Origin of the sequence: Bradyrhizobium sp. 482_C4_N1_8, assembly GCF_052075965.1 — a bacterium.
Lineage (GTDB): Bacteria > Pseudomonadota > Alphaproteobacteria > Rhizobiales > Xanthobacteraceae > Bradyrhizobium > Bradyrhizobium barranii.
Genome location: NZ_CP197231.1, coordinates 69,044 through 93,458 on the forward strand (window position 1 = coordinate 69,044; position 24,415 = coordinate 93,458).

At 64.3% G+C, this 24,415-nt stretch carries 23 protein-coding genes; 13 read left to right on the forward strand and 10 right to left on the reverse strand.

The annotated features are described in order from the left end of the window. The first annotated feature begins 1 nt into the window (after nt 1). Nucleotides 2-271 (forward strand): 30S ribosomal protein S15, encoded by a 270-nt coding sequence (gene rpsO, locus AB7Z56_RS00295; RefSeq protein ID WP_008131787.1) that lies wholly within the window; start codon nt 2-4, stop codon nt 269-271. A 375-nt stretch (nt 272-646) separates the two neighbouring features. Further along, nucleotides 647-2,803: a polyribonucleotide nucleotidyltransferase gene (pnp, locus tag AB7Z56_RS00300; RefSeq protein WP_231143729.1), complete on the forward strand. Its 2,157-nt coding sequence runs from the start codon at nt 647-649 to the stop codon at nt 2,801-2,803. Between the two features lie 76 nt (nt 2,804-2,879). Here the strand turns inward: pnp and katG are convergent, their stop codons facing one another. Next, on the reverse strand, nt 2,880-5,045 hold the full coding sequence (gene katG, locus AB7Z56_RS00305; RefSeq protein ID WP_283017889.1) for a catalase/peroxidase HPI: 2,166 nt from the start codon (nt 5,043-5,045) through the stop codon (nt 2,880-2,882). 114 nt (nt 5,046-5,159) lie between these two features. Here katG and AB7Z56_RS00310 point away from each other — a divergent pair, with 114 nt between their 5' ends. The 6 genes from AB7Z56_RS00310 to AB7Z56_RS00335 all read left to right on the forward strand — a co-directional run bounded on the left by AB7Z56_RS00310 (nt 5,160) and on the right by AB7Z56_RS00335 (nt 9,083). After that, the gene (locus AB7Z56_RS00310) at nt 5,160-6,086 is read left to right on the forward strand and encodes a hydrogen peroxide-inducible genes activator (protein WP_028150571.1); all 927 of its coding nucleotides are present in this window, start codon (nt 5,160-5,162) and stop codon (nt 6,084-6,086) included. A 76-nt stretch (nt 6,087-6,162) separates the two neighbouring features. Further along, nucleotides 6,163-6,627 carry a GNAT family N-acetyltransferase gene (locus AB7Z56_RS00315; protein WP_063980144.1) on the forward strand — a complete coding sequence of 155 codons (465 nt, stop codon included), beginning with the start codon at nt 6,163-6,165 and terminating at the stop codon, nt 6,625-6,627. Between the two features lie 111 nt (nt 6,628-6,738). After that, entirely contained in the window at nt 6,739-7,311 is a 573-nt protein-coding gene (locus tag AB7Z56_RS00320; RefSeq protein ID WP_245328511.1) for a hypothetical protein, read from the forward strand. Next, nucleotides 7,308-7,547 carry a hypothetical protein gene (locus AB7Z56_RS00325; RefSeq protein ID WP_245328512.1) on the forward strand — a complete coding sequence of 80 codons (240 nt, stop codon included), beginning with the start codon at nt 7,308-7,310 and terminating at the stop codon, nt 7,545-7,547. The genes AB7Z56_RS00320 and AB7Z56_RS00325 overlap by 4 nt, the downstream gene beginning before the upstream one ends. A 19-nt stretch (nt 7,548-7,566) precedes the next feature. Further along, complete coding sequence (locus AB7Z56_RS00330; protein WP_063980145.1) at nt 7,567-8,370, forward strand: hypothetical protein; 804 nt, start codon at nt 7,567-7,569, stop codon at nt 8,368-8,370. Between the two features lie 116 nt (nt 8,371-8,486). Continuing rightward, a complete protein-coding gene (locus tag AB7Z56_RS00335) occupies nt 8,487-9,083 on the forward strand; it encodes a glutathione S-transferase family protein (protein ID WP_063980146.1) in 597 nt (198 codons plus the stop codon). Between the two features lie 106 nt (nt 9,084-9,189). Here the strand turns inward: AB7Z56_RS00335 and fabI are convergent, their stop codons facing one another. The 3 genes from fabI to fabA all read right to left on the reverse strand — a co-directional run bounded on the left by fabI (nt 9,190) and on the right by fabA (nt 11,914). After that, nucleotides 9,190-9,990 carry an enoyl-ACP reductase FabI gene (gene fabI / locus AB7Z56_RS00340; RefSeq protein ID WP_231143732.1) on the reverse strand — a complete coding sequence of 267 codons (801 nt, stop codon included), beginning with the start codon at nt 9,988-9,990 and terminating at the stop codon, nt 9,190-9,192. Nucleotides 9,991-10,128: 138 nt separating this feature from the next. After that, the gene (fabB, locus tag AB7Z56_RS00345; RefSeq protein ID WP_063980148.1) at nt 10,129-11,352 is read right to left on the reverse strand and encodes a beta-ketoacyl-ACP synthase I; all 1,224 of its coding nucleotides are present in this window, start codon (nt 11,350-11,352) and stop codon (nt 10,129-10,131) included. Between the two features lie 40 nt (nt 11,353-11,392). Beyond that, nucleotides 11,393-11,914 (reverse strand): bifunctional 3-hydroxydecanoyl-ACP dehydratase/trans-2-decenoyl-ACP isomerase, encoded by a 522-nt coding sequence (fabA, locus tag AB7Z56_RS00350; protein WP_063980149.1) that lies wholly within the window; start codon nt 11,912-11,914, stop codon nt 11,393-11,395. 352 nt (nt 11,915-12,266) lie between these two features. Between fabA and irrA the strand changes: the two genes are divergently transcribed. After that, complete coding sequence (irrA, locus tag AB7Z56_RS00355) at nt 12,267-12,758, forward strand: iron response transcriptional regulator IrrA (protein WP_063980150.1); 492 nt, start codon at nt 12,267-12,269, stop codon at nt 12,756-12,758. 154 nt (nt 12,759-12,912) lie between these two features. Here the strand turns inward: irrA and AB7Z56_RS00360 are convergent, their stop codons facing one another. Continuing rightward, entirely contained in the window at nt 12,913-13,443 is a 531-nt protein-coding gene (locus tag AB7Z56_RS00360; protein WP_039155120.1) for an SH3 domain-containing protein, read from the reverse strand. A gap of 312 nt (nt 13,444-13,755) precedes the next feature. Here AB7Z56_RS00360 and AB7Z56_RS00365 point away from each other — a divergent pair, with 312 nt between their 5' ends. Beyond that, nucleotides 13,756-14,757: a 2-hydroxyacid dehydrogenase gene (locus AB7Z56_RS00365; RefSeq protein ID WP_028149823.1), complete on the forward strand. Its 1,002-nt coding sequence runs from the start codon at nt 13,756-13,758 to the stop codon at nt 14,755-14,757. Nucleotides 14,758-14,760: 3 nt separating this feature from the next. Here the strand turns inward: AB7Z56_RS00365 and AB7Z56_RS00370 are convergent, their stop codons facing one another. Further along, nucleotides 14,761-15,672, reverse strand: a complete 912-nt coding sequence (locus tag AB7Z56_RS00370) for a LysR family transcriptional regulator (protein ID WP_063980151.1) — start codon at nt 15,670-15,672, stop codon at nt 14,761-14,763. 119 nt (nt 15,673-15,791) lie between these two features. On the opposite strand from AB7Z56_RS00370, the gene AB7Z56_RS00375 reads away from it, so the two are divergent. Continuing rightward, nucleotides 15,792-16,799, forward strand: a complete 1,008-nt coding sequence (locus AB7Z56_RS00375) for an aldo/keto reductase (RefSeq protein WP_063980152.1) — start codon at nt 15,792-15,794, stop codon at nt 16,797-16,799. A 9-nt stretch (nt 16,800-16,808) separates the two neighbouring features. On the opposite strand, the gene AB7Z56_RS00380 is transcribed toward AB7Z56_RS00375, so the two are convergent. Then, the gene (locus tag AB7Z56_RS00380; protein WP_039155124.1) at nt 16,809-17,612 is read right to left on the reverse strand and encodes a HesA/MoeB/ThiF family protein; all 804 of its coding nucleotides are present in this window, start codon (nt 17,610-17,612) and stop codon (nt 16,809-16,811) included. A gap of 234 nt (nt 17,613-17,846) precedes the next feature. Between AB7Z56_RS00380 and AB7Z56_RS00385 the strand changes: the two genes are divergently transcribed. Beyond that, entirely contained in the window at nt 17,847-19,205 is a 1,359-nt protein-coding gene (locus tag AB7Z56_RS00385) for a serine protease (RefSeq protein ID WP_063985959.1), read from the forward strand. 88 nt (nt 19,206-19,293) lie between these two features. Here the strand turns inward: AB7Z56_RS00385 and AB7Z56_RS00390 are convergent, their stop codons facing one another. Both AB7Z56_RS00390 and ggt read right to left on the reverse strand, forming a co-directional pair. Further along, entirely contained in the window at nt 19,294-20,391 is a 1,098-nt protein-coding gene (locus tag AB7Z56_RS00390; RefSeq protein ID WP_063980153.1) for a sensor histidine kinase, read from the reverse strand. Between the two features lie 244 nt (nt 20,392-20,635). Next, complete coding sequence (ggt, locus tag AB7Z56_RS00395; RefSeq protein WP_063980154.1) at nt 20,636-22,315, reverse strand: gamma-glutamyltransferase; 1,680 nt, start codon at nt 22,313-22,315, stop codon at nt 20,636-20,638. Between the two features lie 244 nt (nt 22,316-22,559). Between ggt and AB7Z56_RS00400 the strand changes: the two genes are divergently transcribed. Beyond that, entirely contained in the window at nt 22,560-23,303 is a 744-nt protein-coding gene (locus tag AB7Z56_RS00400) for a nucleotide-binding protein (protein ID WP_441256135.1), read from the forward strand. A 176-nt stretch (nt 23,304-23,479) separates the two neighbouring features. Here AB7Z56_RS00400 and mutM read toward each other — a convergent pair whose 3' ends face one another. Then, nucleotides 23,480-24,379: a bifunctional DNA-formamidopyrimidine glycosylase/DNA-(apurinic or apyrimidinic site) lyase gene (mutM, locus tag AB7Z56_RS00405; RefSeq protein WP_283017891.1), complete on the reverse strand. Its 900-nt coding sequence runs from the start codon at nt 24,377-24,379 to the stop codon at nt 23,480-23,482. Nucleotides 24,380-24,415 lie beyond the last annotated feature (36 nt).

A 24,415-nucleotide genomic window follows, 5' to 3' on the forward strand; every position in this document is an offset into this window, starting at 1 on the left:
GATGTCGATTGCCGCAGAACGCAAAGCGGAAGTCATCAAGACGAATGCCAACAAGGCCGGCGACACCGGCTCGCCGGAGGTTCAGGTCGCGATCCTGTCGGAACGCATCAACAACCTCACCAACCATTTCAAGACCCACGTGAAGGACAACCATTCGCGTCGCGGCCTCTTGAAGCTGGTTTCGACCCGCCGCTCGCTGCTCGACTACCTCAAGAAGAGGGACGAGGCGCGTTACAAGGCGCTGCTCGAGAAGCACAACATTCGTCGTTAAGTGTTCCTGCGCGCGCCACTGGCGCGCGTTTTCGTGCGCGGTTTCGAGCGAAAGCGTTTGTTTAAAGGTTTTTGATCGAGGCTGCGTGCGCGTCGGGTGCGAGCCGTTGACGGCTAGCACCCGGGCACGATGGGCGAGGACCGCAATCCGGTGTTCGCGTTCGTGCCGACTGACAGTCCAGCAGCAATCCGGCGGCTGGGCACAACGGGCAAGGCGCCCGTATGACCCGAAAGGATGGACGCCATCCGAAATCCGAAAACCATGGCAGGATCGCAGGACGCTGATCGCCCGCTTCGATCAACGTCCCGCAATCTTGCGCATGGTTTTTGTTTTTCGGGCCGTCCTTCTTTCGAGAACCCATGAAAGAAGACATCTATGTTCAATAAGCATTCAGTCGAGATCGACTGGGGTGGACGCCCTCTCAAGCTTGAAACCGGCAAGATCGCGCGTCAGGCCGACGGTGCCGTCGTCGCCACCTATGGCGAGACCGTGGTGCTCGCCACCGTCGTCGCGGCGAAGGCGCCGCGCGAAGGCGTCGACTTCCTGCCGCTGACGGTCGACTACCAGGAGAAGACCTACGCAGCCGGCCGCATTCCCGGCGGCTATTTCAAGCGCGAGGGTCGTCCGACCGAGAAGGAGACGCTGGTCTCCCGCCTGATCGACCGTCCGATCCGTCCGCTGTTCGTCGACGGCTGGCGCAACGAGACCCAGGTGATCGTCACCGTGCTGTCGCACGACATGGAGAACGATCCCGATATCGTGGCGCTGGTGGCCTCATCGGCTGCGCTGACCCTGTCCGGCGCGCCCTTCAAGGGCCCGATCGGCGCAGCGCGCGTCGGCTTCGCCAATGACGAGTTCATTCTCAACCCGACGCTCGACGAGATGGTCGACACCCAGCTCGACCTCGTCGTCGCCGGCACGGCCGACGCCGTGCTGATGGTGGAATCGGAAGCCAAGGAGCTCAACGAGGACATCATGCTCGGCGCCGTGATGTTCGGTCACCGCCACTTCCAGCCGGTGATTAACGCCATCATCGAGCTCGCCGAGAAGGCCGCCAAGGAACCGCGCGAAGTCACGGTGATCGACAATTCGGCGCTCGAGAAGGAAATGCTCGGCCTCGTCGAGCAGGAGCTGCGCGCCGCCTACGCCATTCCGGTCAAGCAGGATCGCTACGCCGCGGTCGGCAAGGTCAAGGAAAAGGTGATCGCCCATTACTTCCCCGAAGGGCAGGAGCCGAAATACGACAAGCTGCGCGTCTCCGGCGTGTTCAAGGAGCTGGAAGCCAAGATCGTTCGCTGGAACATTCTCGACACCGGCAAGCGCATCGACGGCCGCGATAGCAAGACCGTGCGCAACATCATCGCCGAAGTCGGCGTGCTGCCCCGCGCCCACGGCTCGGCGCTGTTCACCCGCGGCGAAACCCAGGCGCTGGTCGTGACCACGCTCGGCACCGGCGAGGACGAGCAGTATATCGACGCGCTGTCCGGAACGTACAAAGAGACGTTCCTGCTGCACTACAACTTCCCTCCCTATTCGGTCGGTGAGACCGGTCGCCTCGGCGGCACCAAGCGCCGCGAGATCGGCCACGGCAAGCTGGCCTGGCGCGCGATCCACCCGGTGCTGCCGCCGCATCACGAGTTCCCCTACACCACGCGCGTGGTGTCGGAGATCACCGAGTCGAACGGCTCGTCCTCGATGGCTTCGGTCTGCGGCGCTTCGCTGGCGCTGATGGATGCCGGCGTGCCGTTGAAGCGGCCGACCGCGGGTATCGCGATGGGCCTGATCCTCGAGGACAAGCGCTTCGCGGTGCTCTCGGACATCCTCGGTGACGAGGACCATCTCGGCGACATGGACTTCAAGGTCGCCGGTACCGAGCAAGGCATCACCTCGCTCCAGATGGACATCAAGATCGAGGGCATCACCGAAGAGATCATGAAGGTGGCGCTCGGTCAGGCCAAGGATGGCCGTATCCACATCCTCGGTGAAATGGCCAAGGCGCTCACCAACGCCCGCGCCGAGCTCGGCGAGTACGCGCCGCGCATCGAGACCTTCAAGATCGCCACCGACAAGATCCGCGAAGTGATCGGCACCGGCGGCAAGGTGATCCGCGAGATCGTCGAGAAGACCGGCGCCAAAGTCAACATCGAGGACGACGGCACCGTGAAGGTCGCCTCCTCCGATGGCGAGGCGATGAAGGCCGCGATCAAGTGGATCAAGTCGATCGCCTCCGATCCGGAAGTCGGCCAGATCTATGACGGCACCGTCGTCAAGGTGATGGAGTTCGGCGCCTTCGTGAACTTCTTCGGTTCCAAGGACGGCCTCGTCCACATCAGCCAGCTCGCTTCGGCGCGCGTGCAGAAGACCTCCGACGTCGTCAAGGAAGGCGACAAGGTCAAGGTCAAGCTGCTCGGCTTCGACGACCGCGGCAAGACCCGGCTGTCGATGAAGGTGGTCGACCAGACCACCGGCGAAGACCTCGAAGGCAAGGGCGGCGACGGCGAGAAGACCCCGCGCGAAGCCGCCGGCGAGTAATCGATCCGCACATCAGAAACACGAAGGGCGGCCTCGCGGCCGCCCTTTTTGTTTGTCGCTTCCTTAAGCCCGGGGATCAGGCCGCGAGGTCGTACCGGTCGAGGTTCATCACCTTGGTCCAGGCCTTGGCGAAGTCCTGCACGAACTGCTGCTTGGCGTCCGACGAGGCATAGACCTCGGCGAAGGCGCGGAGCTGCGAGTGCGCACCGAAGATCAGGTCGGCGCGCGTGCCGGTCCACTTCACCGCGTTGGTCTTGCGGTCGCGGGCCTCGTAGGTGCCGTCAGCCGCCGGCGTCCACTGCGCGCTCATGTCGAGCAGGTTGATGAAGAAGTCGTTGCTCAGCGTTCCGACCTTCGAGGTCAAGACGCCGTGCTTCGAACCGCCCGCATTGGCGCCGAGCACACGCAGACCGCCGACGAGCGCGGTCAGCTCGGGACCGGACAGCTTCAGCAGCTGCGCGCGATCGACAAGAGCTTCCTCCTGCTGCAGGAACTGATGCTTCTTGCCGACGTAGTTGCGGAAGCCATCGGCCCGCGGCTCCAGCGGGGCGAAGGATTCCGCGTCGGTCTGCTCCTGCGAAGCATCCATGCGGCCCGGCGTGAAGCCAAGCTTCACGTCAACGCCGGCATCCTTCGCGGCCTTCTCGACCGCGGCAGAACCGCCGAGGACGATGAGGTCGGCGAGCGAGACCTTCTTCGCACCTGCCGATGCGTTGAAGTCCTTCTGGATCGCTTCGAGCTTGCCGAGAACCTTGGAGAGCTGAGCCGGCTGGTTCACCTCCCAATCCTTCTGCGGGGCCAGACGGATGCGCGCGCCGTTGGCGCCGCCGCGCTTGTCGGAGCCGCGGAACGTCGAAGCCGACGCCCAGGCGGTCGAGACCAGCTCGGAGACCGAGAGGCCCGAAGCCAGTATCTTGGTCTTCAGCGCAGCGATGTCCTGGTCGCCGACCAGCTCGTGGTTCACCTTCGGAATCGGATCCTGCCAGATCAGCGTTTCCTTCGGCACCAGCGGGCCGAGATAGCGCTGGATCGGACCCATATCGCGGTGGGTGAGCTTGAACCAGGCGCGGGCAAAGGCGTCCGCGAACTGATCCGGGTTTTCGAAGAAGCGACGCGAGATCTTCTCGTAGGCCGGATCGAGACGCAGCGAGAGGTCGGTCGTCAGCATCGTCGGCCGGTGCTTCTTCGACTTGTCGAAGGCATCAGGAATGATCGCGTCGGCACCCTTAGCCGTCCACTGATTCGCACCGCCCGGGCTCTTCGTCAGCTCCCATTCGTACTTGAACAGGTTCTCGAAGAAGTTGTTGCTCCACTTCGTCGGCGTCGTCGTCCATGTCACCTCGATACCGCTGGTGATGGAATCGCCCGCCAGGCCGGAAGCGTACTTGCTCTTCCAGCCGAGGCCCTGATCCTCGAGCGCGCCCGCTTCCGGCTCCGGACCGACCAGCGACGGATCGCCCGCGCCGTGGGTCTTGCCGAAGGTGTGGCCGCCGGCGATCAGCGCGACGGTTTCCTCGTCGTTCATCGCCATGCGGGCGAACGTCTCGCGGATGTCCTTGGCCGCGGCGACCGGGTCAGGCTTGCCGTTCGGGCCTTCCGGATTGACGTAGATCAGGCCCATCTGCACCGCGCCGAGCGGCTCGGCGAGCTGGCGTTCGCCGCTGTAGCGCTCGTCGCCCAGCCACGTGCCTTCAGGACCCCAATAGAGCTCTTCCGGCTCCCACACGTCGGCGCGGCCGCCGGCGAAGCCGAAGGTCTTGAAGCCCATCGATTCCAGCGCGACGTTGCCGGCGAGCACCATCAGATCGGCCCAGGAGATCTTGCGGCCGTATTTCTGCTTGATCGGCCAGAGCAGACGGCGCGCCTTGTCGAGATTGGCGTTGTCAGGCCAGCTGTTCAGCGGTGCGAAACGCTGCTGACCGGCACCGGCGCCACCGCGGCCGTCCGTGGTGCGATAGGTGCCCGCGCTGTGCCAGGCCATGCGGATCATGAGGCCGCCATAGTGGCCGAAATCGGCAGGCCACCATTCCTGCGAGTCCGTCATCAGAGCCGTCAGGTCCTTGATGACGGCATTCAGGTCGAGCGACTTGAACTCCTTGGCATAGTCGAACTCCTTGCCCATCGGGTCGGACAGGGTCGAATTCTTGTGCAGCATCTCGATGCTGAGCTGGGTCGGCCACCAGTCGCGGTTCACGCGCGTGGGTTTTCCGCCCGAAAACGGGCACTTCGAAGTGTCATCCATGAATACCTCCTCTGGTGGCGTCGAACTCGCGCCTTTGACCAGGTAGAATTACTCTAGGCTTCGCATTCGATCAGGGGAAGTTGACTTTAATGATCGCTGCGATAGGATTTTCTGATGGCCAACGTGACGATGCGCCAGCTCAGATATTTCGACGCGCTGGCGCGTCACGGCCATTTCGGCCGCGCGGCGGAGGCAAGCTCGATCTCCCAGCCGGCCCTGTCGATGCAGATCAAGGAACTGGAGGAGGCGCTTGGCGGCCTGCTGCTGGAGCGCAGCGCCCGGCAGGTGGCGCTGACCCGGTTCGGCGAGGAGCTCGCACCGCGCGTCCGCGACATCCTGCGCTCGGTCGATGAGCTTGGCGATTTCGCGCGCGCCTCGCAGGACCGGTTTGCGGGCCGGCTGCGGATCGGCATGATCCCGACGATCGCGCCCTATCTGCTGCCGAAGATCACCAAGAATCTCACGCGCATGCATCCGGAGCTCGACATCCGCGTGCGCGAGACGATGACGCCGCGGCTGATCCAGGAACTGGTCGAAGGCCGGCTCGACACGGCCATCGTCGCACTGCCGGTGTCCGAGCCTTCGCTCACCGAAGTCGCGCTGTTCGACGAAAAATTCCTGCTGGTGCGGCCGGGCTCCGACGAAGGCACACCGGTGCCATCGCGCGAGATGATGCGCGAGATGCGGCTGCTGCTGCTTGAAGAAGGGCACTGCTTCCGCGATCAGGCGCTGTCGTTCTGCAACATGCAATCGGCGCCGCCGCGCGAGATGCTGGATGCGAATTCGCTGTCGACGCTGGTCCAGATGGTCAGCGCCGGAATCGGCGTCACCTTGATCCCGGAAATGGCGGTGTCGGTGGAGACGCGATCGGCCTCGGTCTCGCTGTCGCGCTTCCGCGATCCCGAGCCCTCGCGCACCATCGGCATGGTCTGGCGCAAGACCAGCCCGCTGGCGCGGCAGCTGCTGCAGATCTCCGAGGTGGTGTGCCTGTCGGCCGGCAAGGCGCGCCCGCGGCAAGCCACGCGCGGCCAACGTGGGTAGGCGGGAATTTTCCTGAATAGCCGGGATCATTCAAGCGAGCCCCGGCGCAAGGCGGCAGATCGAACTGAGAGCACCAATGTCTGATCCCGTCATCCGTCCCGCGCGCACCGACGAATATGACGAGATCGGCCGCGTCTGGATGGAAAGCTGGGCCTCGACCGGCCTCGCCGAGGCGAGCGAGTTCCTGCTGGCAAATCTGCGCGCACGCATCAGGCGCGAGATCGAGAACGGCTGGAGCCTGTTCGTCGCCGACGACAACGGCACGATCGCCGCCATGCTGGCGCTGCATCTGCCAAAACTCTATCTCGACATGCTTTTCGTCGGGCCCGCCTACCAGGGGCAATCGCTCGGACGGCAATTGCTCGCCTTCACCCGCACGGAAATGCCCGACGAGATGCACCTGCGCTGCGTGCGCGAGAACGAAAAAGCCTGGCGCTGGTACGAACGCGAAGGCTTTGTGTTCGAGAAGGAAGAGATCGAGCCGTCGAATGGGTTCGTGATGAAGTATTATCGGTGGAAGCGGCAGCGGCCCACCGAATAGACGGCGACCTCCGGGTGCAGCTTGCGGTTGTCGCGATCCCACCCTAGTGTGGCGCGTCCGATGACCTCCCGCCTCTGATCCTTGGAATCCATGTTTCGACTTGCTGCCCCGGTGCTCATCCTGCTGTCCTTCCTGACTTCGGCAGCAGCGCAAACCCCTCCCGCAACCACCGCTCCCGCCGCTCAGACCGCACCATCGGCAAAGCCGACAGCCAAGAAAGCGACGGCGAAGGCGACGCCGAAGCCTGCGGAGTCGGCGACTGCCGGTCCTTGCGGCGCCGGCGTGATTGCGGGGACCGGGGACATCTTCGTCGTCCAGAAGATCGGTTTGACCGTGTTCGGCAACGACTATGCCGAAGTCCCGGTATCCTGGGGCCTTGACGATCTTGTCTTTGCGCGGGTGCGGGCCGCAGCAGGCAACACGCCGGTGCGACGGATCACTTATGCCAAGGGTGCACTCGATTCCTGCTACCACCCCAAATCCGGCCTGTTTCGCAATCAGCGCGAGGAGCTGTCGAACCTGATCCGGCAGGTCGCGCCACTGCTGGTTGCGAACGCTATCTCGTCGTCATGCGCAGCGAAGGACAGCTTGACGGGACCAATCAGTCGCTCAGCGGCGTCGGCATCTTCAGCCGGGGTGTCGGTCTCATCTCATATGCATATGTCTTCTCCTATATCGGCGTGACGTGGGTCGACGGCCGCACCTTCGAAATCATGAAAGGCCCCGCCGTAACGTTCGAAGGTGTCATGAAGCATATGGCTGACAACTTCGTTTCGAACGAGCTTTTGCAGAAGGTGGACAAGTCCATGTTTCCGGAGACGGCCGCGGACTCCGCCAACAACACCGCCCTGCGCGACACCACCCGCGACTTTCTGACCAAACGGCTGGACAAGATCTTGCCGCCGTATTTCGCGCAATAAGGCGCGTTGGCGTACGACGATGAATCTGCTTGCCGGCGCATTGGTATCATACGCGCTGCTGTCGCCGACAGGCGGGCAGGTGCAACCGGCGCCAAAGCCGGAAGTGGTCAAGCCCGCGATCAGGAAACCGGCAGGCGTCAAGCCAAGCGGACCGGTTGAAAGCGGCCCGTGCCAAATCGGCGTGATACCGGTCGGCGGTGACCTATTCGTGGTCGAGAAGTTTGGGCCTTTCACGTTCATGGACAAACGTGCGCGGGTCTCGATTGCGGCGTGGGCACTCGACGACCTCGTCGTCTCGCGCGTTCGCGCCGCTGCGGCCGGCAGTTCCGTGAAGAGAATCCCCTACACCGTCGAAGAGCTCAAGTCCGGTGGTCGCGAAAAGCAGCATCCGTTTTTTTACAGCGCAGCGACCGACATCGGAAACTTCGTTCGCTTCCTCGCGCCCAAACTGCGGTGTGAGCGCTACATCGTCGTCCACCGGAATCACGGAACGCATCGGGAATCCGGCATCGGTATCTCACAATACCCTTACGGTGGGCCAGTCCATCTCTTCGCGATGATGTACATCCGGGTCTATGACGGTACCACCTTCGCGTTGATCAAGGAGGCACCCGCCTTGATGACCGAGGACACGTATGTAGAGCGCTTGCTGCACAATCCGCTCGGCGGTCCGTCAAGCGAGCTGGATCGCGCGATGTTTCCGGAGAAGCCGGCGGACGCAGTCAACAACCCGGTGCTGCGCGACGGGGTACGCACGATGCTGACGAAGAGTCTCGACAAGACGCTGCCGGCCCTGCTGCAACGTCCGTCGCCGTCACGTTGACCAAGATATCGCTCGCAGAACGGCGCATCCATCTAGGCATAGTGCGTTGCGCATCGGGCGCAAACACGCAATGAATCTGCCCTCGCCCGCCGTTACGCCAATGGAAAGTTCTCGCCATGATCAAGCTCTATTGGTCACCCCGCTCGCGCTCGTTCACGACGCTCTGGCTGATGGAAGAGAGCGGCCTGCCCTATGAGCGCGTGCTGACCGACATCTCGACCGGCGCGCAGAAGGCGCCGGATTTCCTCAAGGTCAATCCGATGGGCAAGGTGCCGGCGCTCGCCGACGGCGATGCCGCGCTCGGCGAGGCCGCCGCGATCTGCGCCTACATCGCCGACCGCTATCCCGAAGCGAAGCTCGCGCCCGCGGTAACCGATCCGCGTCGTGCGCGCTATTTGCAATGGCTGTTCTTTTCGCCTGGCTGCATCGAGCCTGCCATCATCCAGATCTTCACCAAGATCGAGATCCCGACCTCGACGGCGGCCTGGGGCAGCGCCACGCAGGTGTTCGACGTGCTGGAAGCTGCGCTCGCGAAGGGACCGTGGATCCTCGGCGAGGAATTTTCCGCCGCCGACATCACGGTCGGCTCCGGCCTGAATTTTGCGGTGCGCCTGTTCAAGATGGTGCCGTCCCGCCCGGCGTTCGATGCCTATCTCGCGCGCTGCATGGCGCGGCCGGCGTTCCAGCGTGCAGAGCAGATCGCCGCGGGATAAACCAACTCTCGTAGGGTGGGCAAAGCGGAGCGTGCCCACCACGTCTTTCTGCGGTCATGGAGAGATGGTGGGCACGGCGCTCTGCGCCTTTGCCCACCCTACGAAATCACTCTGACGCCTTCAGATCGTCCGGCCTTGGCATCAGGACGATGTTGTAGCCGGAATCGACATAGTGGATCTCGCCGGTCACGCCGCCGGAGAGATCCGACAACAGATACAGCGCCGAGCCGCCGAGCTCGTCGAGCGTGACGCCGCGGCGGAGCGGCGAATGTTTTTGCATGAAGCCGAACATCGCACGCGCCTCGCCGATGCCCGAGCCGGCGAGCGTACGGATGGGGCCTGCGGAGATGGCGTTGACGCGGATGCCGCGCGGTCCGAAATCGGAGGCGAGGTAGCGCACGGAGGCCTCCAGCGCCGCCTTGGCGACGCCCATCACGTTGTAGTTCGGCATCGCGCGCTCCGAGGCGCCGAAGGTCAGCGTGATCATGCTGCCGCCCTCCGTCATCAGCTCGGCGGCACGCTTTGCCACCTCCGTGAACGAGAAGCAGGAGATCACCATGGTGCGCGAAAAGTTCTCGCGGCTGGTGTCGGCGTAGCGGCCCTTCAGCTCGTTCTTGTCGGCAAAGCCGATGGCGTGGATGACGAAATCGAGCTTGCCCCATTTCTCGCGCAGCACGGCGAAGGTCGCATCAACGCTGGCAATGTCCTCGACGTCGCAAGGCAGCACCAATTCCACGCCGAGCTGCTCCGCCAACGGCTTGACGCGCTTGCCCAGTGCCTCGCCCTGGAAGGTGAAGGCAAGCTCGGCACCGTGGGCATGCAGCGCCTTCGCCATGCCCCAGGCGATCGAATGATCATTGGCGATGCCCATGATCAGACCGCGCTTGCCTTTCATCAGTCCTTCCATTGCCCAGCGGCTCCCATCATTCCGACGTCATCGCCCGCGCAGGCGGGCGATCCAGTATTCCAGAGACAGCAGTTATAGGCCGAGATGCCGCGGCGTACTGGATGCCCCGCTTTCGCGGAGCATGACAGAGTGCTGGGCTCACACATCCAGCCGGCTGAACACCAGCGTGGCGTTGGTGCCGCCGAAGCCGAAGGAGTTCGACAGCACGGTGCCGATCTTGACGTTGTCGATGCGCTTGCGCACGATCGGCATGTCGGCGAACACGGGATCGAGCTCCTGGATGTGAGCGCTCTCGCAGATGAAGCCGTTGTTCATCATGAGCAGCGAGTAGATCGCCTCCTGCACACCGGTCGCACCGAGCGAATGGCCGGTCAGCGCCTTGGTCGCCGAGATCGGCGGGCACTTCTCGCCGGCACCGAACACCCTGCGGAGCGCGTCGATCTCCGGCGGATCGCCTGCTGGCGTCGAGGTCGCGTGCGGATTGATGTAGTCGACCTTGGTCTTCACCGTCGACATCGCCATGCGCATGCAGCGCTCGGCGCCTTCACCGGAGGGCGCGACCATATCGTAACCGTCCGACGTCGCGCCGTAGCCGACGATCTCGCCGTAAATGCGCGCGCCGCGCGCCTTGGCATGTTCGAGCTCTTCCAGCACCAGCACGCCGGCGCCGCCGGCAATCACGAAGCCGTCGCGGTTGACGTCATAGGGACGCGAGGCGGTGGCGGGCGTATCGTTGTACTTCGACGACATCGCGCCCATGGCGTCGAACAGCACCGAGAGGGACCAGTCCAGCTCCTCGCAGCCGCCGGCGAAAATGATGTCCTGCTTGCCGATCTGGATCGTCTCATAGGCGTTGCCGACGCAATGGTTCGACGTCGCGCAGGCCGAGGAGATCGAATAGTTCACGCCCTTGATCTTGAACCACGTCGCGAGCGTCGCGGAGGCCGTGGACGACATCGCCTTCGGCACGGCAAACGGTCCGACGCGCTTCGGCCCCTTGGTGCGGGTGATGTCGGCGGATTCGACGATAGTGCGGGCCGACGGGCCGCCGGAACCCATGATGATGCCGGTGCGGATGTTGGAGATTTCTTCGGGCGACAGACCGGAGTCCTGGATCGCCTGCTCCATCGCGATGTGATTCCACCCCGCGCCCTGGCCGAGGAAGCGCATCGCACGCCGGTCGACAACCGTCGCGGGATCGATCGTCGGCGCACCTTGCACCTGCGAACGGAAGCCGAGTTCGGCATATTTTTCAGCCCGCGTAATGCCTGACTTCGCCTCGTGAAGGCTCGCAAGCACTTCCTGGGTGTTGTTTCCGATGGACGAGACGATACCCATCCCGGTGACCACAACCCGCCTCATGACAGCCTCGCCTAAATCATTGTCTTTCTTGGTGATGCGCTCAGCCCAGGCTCACGCCCTGCTTGAACAGGCCGACCTTCAGATCCTTCGCGCGATAGATAATCTGGTCATCGACCGAAAGCCATCCGTCGGCGATGCCGAGCACCAGCTTTGAACGCATCACGCGCTTGATATCGATGTTGTACACAACCTTACGGGCCTCGGGCAGCACCTGGCCGCTGAACTTCAGCTCGTTCAGGCCAAGCGCGCGGCCACGCCCTTCACCGCCGCTCCAGCCCAAATAAAAGCCGACCATCTGCCACAGCGCATCGAGGCCGAGGCAGCCGGGCATGACCGGGTCGTTCTTGAAGTGGCAGCCGAAGAACCAGAGGTCGGGCTTCACGTCGAGCTCGGCCCGCACCATTCCCTTGCCGAACTCGCCGCCATTGTCGTTGATTTCCGCGATGCGGTCGAACATGAGCATCGGCGGCAGCGGCAGCTGGGCATTACCCGGGCCGAACATTTCGCCGCGGCCACATGCCAGCAGATCTTCGTATTCGTAGCCGTTGCGCCTGTTCAGCATGCGGAAGCCTCTGTTCAAATCCCGATTGAGCGGCGTTTCTGGCGAAAATGGGCCCCGTTTCGTTCGGAAAGCCGCGCCAATTCCCGTCATCAGGCGCGACTGCCACGAGCCAGGATGGACTGCGGGCCGGGCCTCAATGCCCGGCTGCGCCATAATCGGCCAAGCGGAACCGCGGGCTCTCTAACACAGGCATTTCGGGTGGCAAAGCGATCTCATGAAGGTAAAGTGACCACCTGCTCGCCCGGTTCCATTTCTCATTAGAACCTCTCTAGTTGCGAGAAACTTGCATCTGCATCTATCTGTCCATATATTGCATATAGATGCAGTGTCCACGCGTGCCCGAAATCTGGAAATGAGCGAGAATCCCGCGCCCCATCACGACGACGACGTCCATTCCGCCGCCCTCCTGTCCGGCCGCCAGCCGGCCTTGACCGGCTGCCCGTGGCACGACGTCAACGAAATGCTCCAGTCCGCGGGGCTTCGTCCGACGCGCCAGCGCATGGCGCTCGGCTGGCTCCTGTTCGGCAAGGGTGCTCGCCACCTCACGGCTGAAATGCTCTATGAGGAGGCGACGCTGGCCAAGGTGCCGGTGTCGCTCGCGACCGTCTACAACACGCTGAACCAGCTGACCGATGCCGGCCTGCTGCGCCAGGTCAGCGTCGACGGCACCAAGACCTATTTCGACACCAACGTCACCACCCACCACCATTATTACCTCGAGAACAGCCACGAGCTGGTCGATATCGAGGATCCGCATCTGGCACTGTCCAAGATGCCGGAGGTGCCCGAGGGTTACGAGATCGCGCGCATCGACATGGTCGTGCGCCTGCGCAAGAAGCGCTGAATATCCAACATTGTTGAGTTGATCGTCATGGCCGGGCTTGTCCCGGCCATTGCTATTTGCACGGTCATTCCTGAATGGTCCGAAGGACCAGGCCCGGAATCTCGAGATCCCGGGTTCGATGCTTGCGCATCGCCCCGGGATGACGCCTACGGCGTCAGTTGACCTGCTCGTCCGAATAGACGCCCCAGAGGCGCTCCTGCTGGATCCAGCCGTCAAAGCCGTTGCCGGTGACGCGACACCAGTTTGCAGTGCACTTCTTGACCTGCGTGACGACGCCGGCCTGGAGCTTGGCCGCAACCGCGCTGTCAGGATCGGCCCGGTCGTAGATCGGCGCGAGCTCGTCCTTGTGTTTCATGGTGACGACCGCGGTGCGGCGGCCCGACAGCAGCGAATGATAGACCCAGCCCTCGGCGCCTTCGGAATCGCGCACCCGGCGCCAGTTCTCGAACTCGGCGGTGATTTCGACCGGCAGGCCGGCGCGGGTGTAGACCCAGGCGACGTCATTGTCCTTGGTCGGGCCGGCGCGGACGTTCACGTGGTCCGATTTGAGGCTGACATAACGCGGCACCGGCAGGCCGCTCGCGGTCTGGGGGGTGCTGTCCTTCGCCGAATGGGAGGGGCTGACCGAGGCGCTCAACCAGGTGCAAACGAGCGCCATCACCGAACAAAAACGCCCCAACGCCATCAACCCGTCTCCTGTCGAGGGCCCCGCCGCGCCGGGCCCTCACCCTAAATTCCGAACCTGCCGCGCAAGCCCCTCGCCAGTGTTCCCGAAGCCTTAACCCGTGGTTCTTGTCTTGGCCCGGCCTTCTGCTAGAGAGGACGGACACTTGAACAACCAGTTTGCCCCGATTTTCCAGCCGGAAATGTCGGGAGAGCTTGAAGGAAGCGCCGGGGACGACACGGCAAAGGCAGTGTCGAACAACCGGGTTAATGAGGCCTCAACGGCCGGCCTTTGGTAACAGAGGCGGCTTGCGGCGCCTCATGAGGGCATGACATGTCGGTGAAGAAAAAGCCCCTCGTGGTGGTGACGCGCAAGCTGCCGGACTCGATCGAGACCCGGATGCGCGAGCTGTTCGACGCGCGGATCAATCTCGAGGACACACCGATGTCGGCCGAGCAGATCGCCGAGGCCGCGCGCACCGCCGACGTGCTGGTTCCGACCGTCACCGACCACATCACCGCCGACATCGTCAACCAGCCCGACTGCAAGCTCCGCCTGATCGCCAATTTCGGCAACGGCGTCGACAACATCGACGTCGAGGCCGCGCATGCCCGCGGCATCACCGTCACCAACACACCAAAAGTTCTGACCGAAGACACCGCCGACATGACCATGGCGCTGATCCTGGCGGTGCCGCGCCGGATGATCGAAGGCGCCTCGATCCTGACCGAAGGAAAGCCCTGGCCCGGCTGGTCGCCGACCTGGATGCTCGGCCACCGCATCGGCGGCAAGCGTCTCGGCATCATCGGCATGGGCCGCATCGGCCAGGCGGTCGCGCGCCGTGCCCGCGCCTTCGGCCTCCAGATCCACTATCACAACCGTCGCCCCGTGGCCCCGAAGATCGCCGAAGAGTTAGGGGCTACCTATTGGGAAAGCCTCGACCAGATGCTGGCGCGGATGGACATCATCTCGGTGAACTGTCCGCACACGCCGGCGACCTATCATCTGCTGTCGGCGCGGCGGCTGAAGCTGATCCGCAAGGACGCCTACATCGTCAACACCGCGCGCGGCGAGGTGACCGACGAGGACACGCTGATCAAGCTGATCGAGGGCGGCGAGATCGGCGGCGCGGGCCTCGACGTCTACGAGCACGAGCCCGCGGTCAATCCAAAGCTGGTGCGGCTCGCCAAGGCCGGCAAGGTGACGCTGCTGCCGCATATGGGCTCGGCCACGATCGAGGGCCGCGTCGAGATGGGCGAGAAGGTGATCATCAACATCCGCACCTTCCTCGACGCGCACAAGCCGCCGGACCGCGTACTGCCGAGCATGCTCTGAGGTTTATTTGCCGCGCGTTTCGCGCTTGCGCCAATCCGCGACGAAATCGATGAACGCGCGTAGCGCGGGCGGCGTCTGGCGCCGGCTCGGATAGTACAGGAACGGGCCCGGAAACGGCTCGCACCAATCTTCCATCAAGCTGACCAGCGCGCCGGACCTCACCGCGTCATGGACGTAGCCATCGAGCGTCGCCCAGATACCGGCGCCGTCGAGCGCAGCGCGCATGGCAAGGCCCATGTTGGTCGAGATCAGCTTTGCGGGCGGATCGACCTTCACGATCTGGCCAGCCTTCTCGAACTCCAGATCATGCATGACGCCGCTCGAGTAGCGGGCGCGGATGCAGTCATGGTCGAGCAGATCCTTCGGATGCTTCGGCGTGCCGCGGCGCGCGATGTACGCAGGCGATGCGACGACGACATAGGTCTGCGGACCGCTCAGCGGGATCGCCACCATGTCCTGCGCGAGGTGCTCGCCATAACGCACGCCGGCATCGTAGCCCGCGCTGACGATGTCGACGAAGCCGCTTTCGGAAACGATGTCGAGATCGACCTGCGGGTAGGTCGCGAGAAACGGCCCGACCATCGGCGCCAGCACGAGGTCCACCGCCGGCGGCGGCGCGTTGATGCGCAGGCGGCCCGAGGCCACCTCGCGCAAGCCGCGGACCTGATCCAGGGCATCGCCGACATCGCGCAGCGCCGGAGCGATGCGGGACAACAGCAGCTCGCCCGCCTCGGTCAGCGCGACGCTGCGGGTGGTGCGGTTCATCAGGCGGACGCCAAGGCGCTCCTCCAGATCCCGCAGCCGCTGGCTAAGGCTCGACACCGACACGCGAATTTCGACCGCCGCACGCCGGAAATTGCGGGTGCGGGCAACCGCCACGAAGACGTCGAGATCACGCAGATCGGGCTCGGTCATTGTTCGCTATGATGAACAAGCTATTCTGGATTGTCCAGCTTATCGGCCTAATCGGTCAGGCGCATATCTGGCCTCGTCACGCGGCGCGATCAGCCTGCCGCCTTTTGAGGAGAGCCATCATGGAACAGCGCAAACTCGGTTCAACCGGTCCGACCGTCTCCGCCCTTGGTCTCGGCTGCATGGGCATGTCGGAGGTCTATGGCCCCGCCGACCGCGGCGAAAGCATCGCCACGGTCCATGCGGCGCTCGATGCCGGCATCACGCTGCTCGACACCGGCGATTTCTACGCCATGGGCCACAATGAAATGCTGGTGCGCGAGGCCCTGAAGGATGTGTCGCGCGAAAAAGTGCAGATCAGCGTGAAGTTCGGCGCGCTGCGCGGTCCCGCCGGCGAATTCTCCGGCATGGACACAAGGCCGGCCGCGACCAAAAACTTCCTCGCCTATTCGCTCCAACGCCTCGGCACCGACTACATCGACGTCTACCGTCCCGCGCGTCTCGATCCCAACGTCCCGATCGAAGAGACCATCGGCGGCCTCGCCGATCTCGTGAAGGCCGGCTACATCAGGCATATCGGCCTGTCCGAGGTCGGCTCCGACACCATCCGCCGCGCGCACGCCATGCATCCGATTGCCGATCTCCAGATCGAATATTCGTTGATTGAGCGCGGCATCGAACGCGGCATCCTCAAGACCTGCCGCGAACTCGGCATCGGCATCACCGCTTACGGCGTGCTGGCGCGCGGCCTGATCAGCGGCCATTGGTCGAAGGACTCCGGCAAGACCGGCAGGGATTACCGGCTGATGACGCCGCGCTTCCAGGGCGCAAATCTCGACGCCAATCTCGCGCTGGTGGAATCCCTGCGGGCGATCGCCGCAGAGATCGGCGCAACGCCGGCGCAGGTCGCAATCGCCTGGGTGGCGGCTCAAGGCAAGGAGATCGTGCCGCTGGTCGGCGCACGCACGCGCAACCGTCTCACCGAAGCGCTCGGCGCGGCGAAGGTAACGCTGACGCCGGCTCATCTCGCGGCGCTTGCAAAAGCATTTCCGCCCGACGTCGCTTCCGGCACGCGCTACGCGGCCGAGCAGATGGCGCATCTCGACAGCGAGAAGCCGGCCACGCGGTAGCGGCGGCGATCAGGTGCGATGGGCGCTGAGATCGGTGATCACAGGCCCATCGCCGTTGAGCGGATTGGCCGGATCGCGCGCGTAGCGCAGCGTCTCGAAGCGCATCGCGCGCGCGTCGATCATCAGGAGGCGGCCGACGAGGCCGTCGCCGAAGCCGACGATCTCGCGGATCGCCTCCAGCGCCATCATCGAGCCCATCACGCCAGCAAGCGCGCCCATGACGCCGGCCTCGGCGCAGGCAGGCACCGTGCCGGGCGGCGGCGCTTCCGGAAACAGGCAGCGATAGGTCGGATTGAACACGCCCTGCTCGTTCTTCTCATGCGCGCGGATGGTGGTGAGCGAGCCGTCGAAGGTACCGAGCGCCGCCGTGATCAGCGGCCGCTTCGCGAAGAAGCAGGCGTCCGAGACCAGATAACGCGTCGAGAAATTGTCGGAGCCGTCGAGCACGAGATCGTAGTCTCCGATCATGCTCAGCGCATTGTCGGCATTGAGCCAGGTGGCGTGGCCGACGAAGCGGACATGCGGATTGAGCGCGGAGATCCGCTCGGCCGCGCTCTCGACCTTGTGCCGGCCGATATCGGGCGTCGTATGGATCACCTGGCGCTGGAGGTTTGACAGCGAGACCACGTCGTCATCGACCACGCCGAGCGTGCCGACGCCGGCGGCCGCCAGATACATCAGCGCGGGCGCGCCGAGCCCGCCGGCGCCGATCACCAGCACGGAGGCCCGCTTCAGCGCGGCCTGACCCGGCCCGCCGACATCGCGCAGCACGATATGGCGGGCATAGCGTTCCAGTTCGTCCGGGCTCAGCATCGTCGTCCTTCGTTCTCTCAAACCCTCATGGTGAGGAGGCGCAAAGCGCCGTCTCGAACCATGAAGGCCTCGATCTCGCCTGCAGCCATCCTTCGAGACGCGGCCTTCGACCGCTCCTCAGGATGAGGACCTGGGTGTGTGGCTCAGCTCTTTGCCTGAACCACCCCAACATTGTTCGCGACCAACGAGATGTGCTTCAATGGTAGCACGTTCAATGGGCTGGCTGGATTTGTCATGAGATCGATGCTTGCGGCAACACTGATGTTCGCGGCTGCCACAGGCGCTAGCGCCCAGATGACGACGCCAGAGATCCCCGGCACCAAGCCGAAGCCGGTCCAGACCGTGCCGATCCGGCCTCCCGCACTGCAGACGCCGTCGGCGACGGCCGATGCGATGGCGCAGGCGGAACGGCTGTCGCTCCAGTCCGACCTCGCCTGGGTCGGCCAATATAACGGCGCCATCACCGGCGACGTCAGCGCGCGCATGGTCGAGGCGATCAAGGAATATCAGAAGGCCAAGGGTGGCAAGCCGACCGGCGTGCTCAATCCGCAGGAGCGCGCTGCGCTCGCCGAGACCGCGCGGCGCAAGCAGGAGAGCGTCGGCTGGAAAATCGTGATGGAGCCGACCAGCGGCGCCCGGCTCGGCATCCCCGGCAAATTGGTGCCGCAGCAGGCGACCGACGCCAACGGCTCGAAATGGACTTCGCCGACCGGCACGGTGCAGGTGCTGCTGAGCCGCCGCAAGGAAGCGAACCCGACCACGGCGAAACTCGCCGAGCTGGAGAAGGAGCCGTCGGGGCGCAAGGTCGACTACACCGTGGTGAAGCCCGACTTCTTCGTGCTGTCGGGATTGCAGGGCCTCAAGAAATTCTACGTGCGAGGCACCTTTAAGGGCGACGAAGTCCGCACCATGACGATCCTCTACGACCAGGCGACCGAGAACACCGTCGAGCCGGTCGTGATCGCGATGTCGAGCGCGTTCAATGCGTTTCCGACGGGCCCGCAGGCCGGGCCGCCGCCGCGCAAGACCGTCGAATACGGCACCGGCGTCGTCGTCAGCGACGATGGTGCGATTGTCACCGACCGCCTCGTCACCGATAGCTGTCTCGCGATCACGATTGCCGGCTATGGCAGCGCCGACCGTCTCGCCGAGGACAAGGAGCACGATCTCGCGCTCCTGCACATCTACGGCGCGCGCGGCCTGAAGCCGCTCAGCCTCACCGGTGGCACAGCGAAGACGAGCGTCGATGTCATCGGCATTGCCGATCCGCAGAGCCAGGGCGGAGCTGCGGGCGTATCGAGCCTCAAGGGCGCGCTGGCGCCGGTCACAGCAAGCGATTCCGCGCTGTCGCCTCCACCGGCGGTCGGCTTCTCGGGCAGCCCGGCCATCGACGGCGACGGCAAGTTCGCCGGCGTCGCGCTGTTGAAGCCGGCGATGGTCGCGGGGCCCGCGACATCGGTGCCGGCGTCGCAGGCGGTGATGGTGTCTGCAGAAGCGGTGCGTAATTTCCTGAAGGCGAACGATGTCACGGCGAACGGCACGTCGACGGATGCGAAGGCGGCCGTCGTCCGCGTGATCTGCGTGCGGAAGTAGGCGAGAGAGAATAACACTTCTCTCGTGTCCCGGACGCGGTGCGGAACGCAATGCCCTCTCCGTTGAGCCACGCAGCTCCTACACGGTCTCACGTGCTCTTTGGCGAAGGTCCCAGATTTTCGAGGGGCGCGGTCAGCCTGCATGTAAGCCCGGCTGCGCCATACGAAACGTCAACGGAACCGCTGAAATCGTCCTTCAGCACCCGGGAAATCAGCCTGGAGCCAAAGCCTGTGCCGACGGGTTTCGATACGGACGGACCGCCAATCTCCTGCCAGACAAAGACAAATTTTGACTCGCCATCCTGAGCCTCGGTTGACCATGTAATCGATACGCAGCCTCCCGCTACGGTCAGAGCGCCGTACTTCGAAGCGTTGGTCGCGAGCTCGTGGAGCGCCAATGACAGAGCCAGCGCTTGTCGAGATTTCACGACGAGTGGAGGACCCGAGACGATGAAGCGGCCTTCGCCTGTCCGATAAGGTGCAAGAGCAGTGCCGATCACATCGTGGAGTGGCGCGGCCGCCCAATTTGATGCGGTCAGCAGATCCTGCGCTCGTCCAAACGCGCCGAGCCGTGCCTGGTACTTTTCGAGATCGGCTTTGCTCGTCGGGTCACGAAATGTCTGGGCAGCTACCGCGCTCAACACTGCGAGCGTGTTCTTGACGCGGTGCTTCAGCTCCTCATTGATGAGGTTCAGCGCTTCCCTTGCCATATGCTCGGACGTGACATCCCTGCAGACGACAAGCACGCCGCCCACCTTGCCTTCAAGATCAATTGGACCAAAGCTGTACGTCCACCAAACGTCCTCGCGGCGCCCGTGACGAGTCACCGGTACCAGCTGGTCCTCATTCCAGGTCGCCCCCTTGCCCGACATGACGTACTCGATCTGGGGACCAATGATGTCCCAGATCTCGGCCCAACACTCACGGCCGCGCGCGCCCAAAGCGCTTGGGTGCCTTTCCGGCCCCATCGTCTCCCGGTATGCATCGTTGTAGAACTGGATGAGTTCTGGTCCCCACCAAATGAACATCGGGTGCCGCGAGGTGAGAACGAGCCGCACTGTAACTCGAAGACTTTGGGGCCAAGTGTCCGGAGAGCCCACGGATGTGCTCGACCAGTCAAACGCTCGCGTCAAAGCGCCCATCTCGCCGCCGCCGGCCAGGAAGTCGCCGCTTATATCGCCGCCCATACGCACAGCCTTACTCAGACGCTGATCGACGAGCCTGCCGCCAGTGTTCCGCACCCTACATTGCCGAACTTGTGCCGTCATCTGCGCGGATCGGGCCGCATAGGCGACATCTGCCTCGCACCGAAAAATACCGCGGAGGTTCGAAAACCGCGAACCGCTGGATTTGCGGTCGCGACACCTGCCGGCGATTGGACGACGTCAGTTGCACAAGAGGTACGAGCGCACCGTCCTTGTGAATGCGCGGTCAGCTCAACCTGAACCTGACACCGCTCCGCGCAAGCCCTCCAGAGATCCCGACCGGCGTGCCGTCCGCGCGCCAGCAGGCGGCGCCGGTCATGGTGCCGTCGTCGTGGAAGGCAATGCCATTCATGCCGCCCGCCACCGTCGCAACGGGCTGCACCTTGTGGCCGAGGCCCGCAAGCTTCGCGCGCACGGCCTCCGGCACCTTCTGCTCGACTTCGAGCGCGTTACCTTCGGTCCAGATGCGCGGCGCCTCGACCGCTTCCTGCAGGCTCATGCCGTGGTCGATCAGATTGACCAGCGCCTGCATCGCGCTGGGGAAGATACGTTTTCCCCCGGGCAGGCCGAGCGCATAGCGCAGCTTGCCGTCGCGCAGCGCCATCATCGGCGACATCGAGGTGGTGACGCGCTTGCCCGGCGCCAGCGACAGCGCGTGGCCGGGACGCGGATCGAACAGGTTCATGTAGTTGTTGGCGATGGCGCCCAGGCCCGGAATCATGATCTTGGCGCCAAAGAGATTGTTGATGGTCTGCGTGGTCGCGACGACGTTGCCGAACGCGTCTGCCGCTGTCATGTGCGTGGTGTGCGCGCCTTCGAGCTGCGAGACGCCGGCGCCCCAGGCCTGGGCCCGCGCCGGATCGATGGCGCGGCGGCGTTCCTCGGCATAGGCCTTCGACGTCAGCCGCTCCACGGGGACGCCGACATAATCCGGATCGCCGCTGGCCGCGGCGCGATCGGCAAAGGCGATCTTCAGGACTTCGGCGAGATAGTGGATCGTCTCCGGCGTGCCGAAGCCGAGGCCTCCGATGTCATAACCCTCCAGAATGTTCAGCATCTGCGCGATGTGCACGCCGGAGGCCGCGGGCGGCGGCGGGCCAAGGATGGTCCAGCCGCGATAGTCGGCGCGGATCGGTTGCCGTTCGACGGTCTTGTAGCCGGTCAGATCGTTGCGGCGGATGAAGCCGCCGGCCTTCTCCATGTAGTCGACGAGGATGTCACCAAGCGGCCCCTCGTAGAGCGCGGTCTCGCCGTGGTCGGCGATGGTGCGGAGCGTCTCGGCATATTCGGCCTGCACCACGCGTTCGCCGACCTTGAGCGGCTCGCCATCAGGCAAATAGATCGCCGCAATTGGCTTGTCCTTGCGCATCTCGGCAGCGCTCTCGCTGATGCATTCGTGCAAATACGGCGTCGCCGCATAGCCGCGCGCGGCATGCTTGATCGCGGGCTGCATGACGTCCGCGAGGCTCATGGTGCCGAAGCGGCGCAGCGTCTCGCACCAGGCTTTCAGCGAGCCCGGCGTGGCGACCGCCTTCGGGCCGTTGAGGTTCTCGTTGCCGACGGTGTCGAACACGTCATGCGCCGCGCCTGGCGCGGAGGTATAGCTGGTGTCACGTACCGCCGCGGGCACAGTGCTCTGCCCGTCGATGAAACGGTGGCTGCCGTCAGCCAGACGTATATGCGCCATGCCGCCGCCGATGATGCCGACCATCATCGGCTCGACCACGGTCAGCGTGAACAGGGTCGCGATCGCGGCGTCGATGGCGTTGCCGCCCGCGGCCAGCATCTCGGCGCCGGCGCTGGAGGCCAGCGGATGGTTGCTGACCACCATGCCGCGGCTCGAGACCGCCGGCATCTTCTCGCATTCAAAGATCGTTGCCGTCCGGTCGCGCCAGTTTCCGCCCATGCCGCCTGCCCCTTTTATTCACGGCGGCAAGCACATCATACGCGCGATGACGGGTCCAGTATTGGTACGGATTAGCTGGCATTCCCGATTCTGCCATCATCGTTAGCGTTGATTCGGACATCCGCGGTCCCCTTTGGATCGGGCAGGGCACGTCCTGAGCGAGTAGAGCTCAGCATCGAGAAGCGATGCACGTTCGCGTGGCGTTACCCCACAGACCCAAGCATTCCAAAGGATTCAACTTTCCATGCACACGATCGTACTGGCCACCCAAAAGGGTGGCAGTGGCAAGAGCACGCTTGCCATCGGCCTCGCGCCGGCGGCCAAGCAGGCCGGCTTCACCGTCCGCCTGATCGAAACCGACCCGCAGGGTACCCTGTCCAACTGGCTGCGTCGCCGCCACGCTGACGATCTCGTCGTCGAGCCGATCTATCACGCCGCCGACATCGCGCCGCGCCTGAAGATGCTGGCCGACAGCGGCTTGCAGCTCGCGATCGTCGACACCGCGGCCGGCCTCAGCGCCGCGACCACCGCCGCGATCCGCCATTCCGACCTCTGCCTGATTCCGGCTCGCCCGAGCGTTGCCGACATCGAGGCGACCGTCTCGACGCTGAGCGTCGCGCGCGCTTGGAAGCGGCCCTACGGCTTCGTGCTGAACCAGGCGCCAATCCGCGGCCAGCGCATCGACAACGCCGCCAACACGCTCGCCGAGGAAGCCGCGCTCGATCTCGCCGAGGTGCTCGCGCGCCCGCTGATTGTGATGCGCAACGACCACCAGGACTCGCTCGCGAGCGGCCTCGCCGTCAGCGAATTCGCGCCGAACGGCAAGTCGGCGGACGAGATCCGCGGCCTCTGGCGCTGGATCGAGACCCGTCTCGAGCTCGAAGCCACGACCAATGTCCTGATCGACCAGGTCATCTCGGTCGCGGACGGGATGCTGCGCGTCGCCGCCAAACACGCGGCGGACGAGACCACGACACTGGCGTCCTGAGCGGGGCGATCGCTCGGACGACAGGCGGCCTCTTCACTTATCCGGTTGAAGAGTCCAAGCGATGAAGCAATCCGGCCACCAGCCCGGCCGGATTGCTTCGCTGCGCTCGCAATGACGGCGTGGTGGGGTCGTCGCCTTCGCCGAGACTCACGGCCTATCGGCGGCAGGCCCGATCTTCACTTCTGACATTTCTGACACCAGAAGGTGGAGCGCCCGTTCTGGGTGAATCGCTTCACGGTGCCGCCGCACCCTGGCGTCTTGCAGGTCTCGCCCTCGCGGTCATAGACCTTGAAGGAGTGCTGGAAATAGCCGAGTTCGCCCGAGGTCTGGCGATGGTCGCGCAAGCTGGAGCCGCCGGCCTTGATCGCGTCGTTCAGCACGGTGTGAATGGCAATCACCAACCGCTTCGCGTGATCGGTCGGCTCGCCGCCGCCAACACCCTTGCGACCCTTGGTCGCGAGCGTCGCAGCAATGCGGCGCGGTGACAGATGCGAGCGATGCAGCGCTTCGCAGACATAGATGTTGCCGAGCCCGGCGACCACGCGCTGGTCGAGCAGCGCGGCTTTCAGGCTCGTCGTCTTGCCCTCGCACGACCGCGCCAGCATCGCGGCGTCGAATTCGTTGCCGAGCGGCTCGGGACCGAGATCGCGCAGCAGTGGCTCGTCTTCAAGCGCGTTGCGCGCGATGACTTTCATGTAACCGAAGCGGCGCGGGTCGTTGAACACGATGTCGGCGCCGGAGGACATCCGAAACAGCACGTGGTCGTGCGTGGAGTCCTTAGCCCGTGGGTAGTGAAACTCGCCCGGCGCGGCCTCGTTGTCCGGCTTGATGACGCGGAACGAGCCCGACATGCCCAGATGCATCAGCAGCACGTCGCCGGAGGCGAGATCGGCCATGAGATATTTTGCACGGCGGCCAAGCCCCGTGACGACCTGCCCCTGGAGCCGGGCCACGAAATCGGGCTGGAACGGAAAGCGCAGATCCGGCCTGCGGGCCTCCGCGACGAGGATTTTCGCACCCTCCATGACGGGCTGAAGGCCGCGGCGGACGGTCTCGACTTCGGGCAATTCAGGCATGGTCAGGCATTCACCTTATGAGGGCGGTGTGATAGC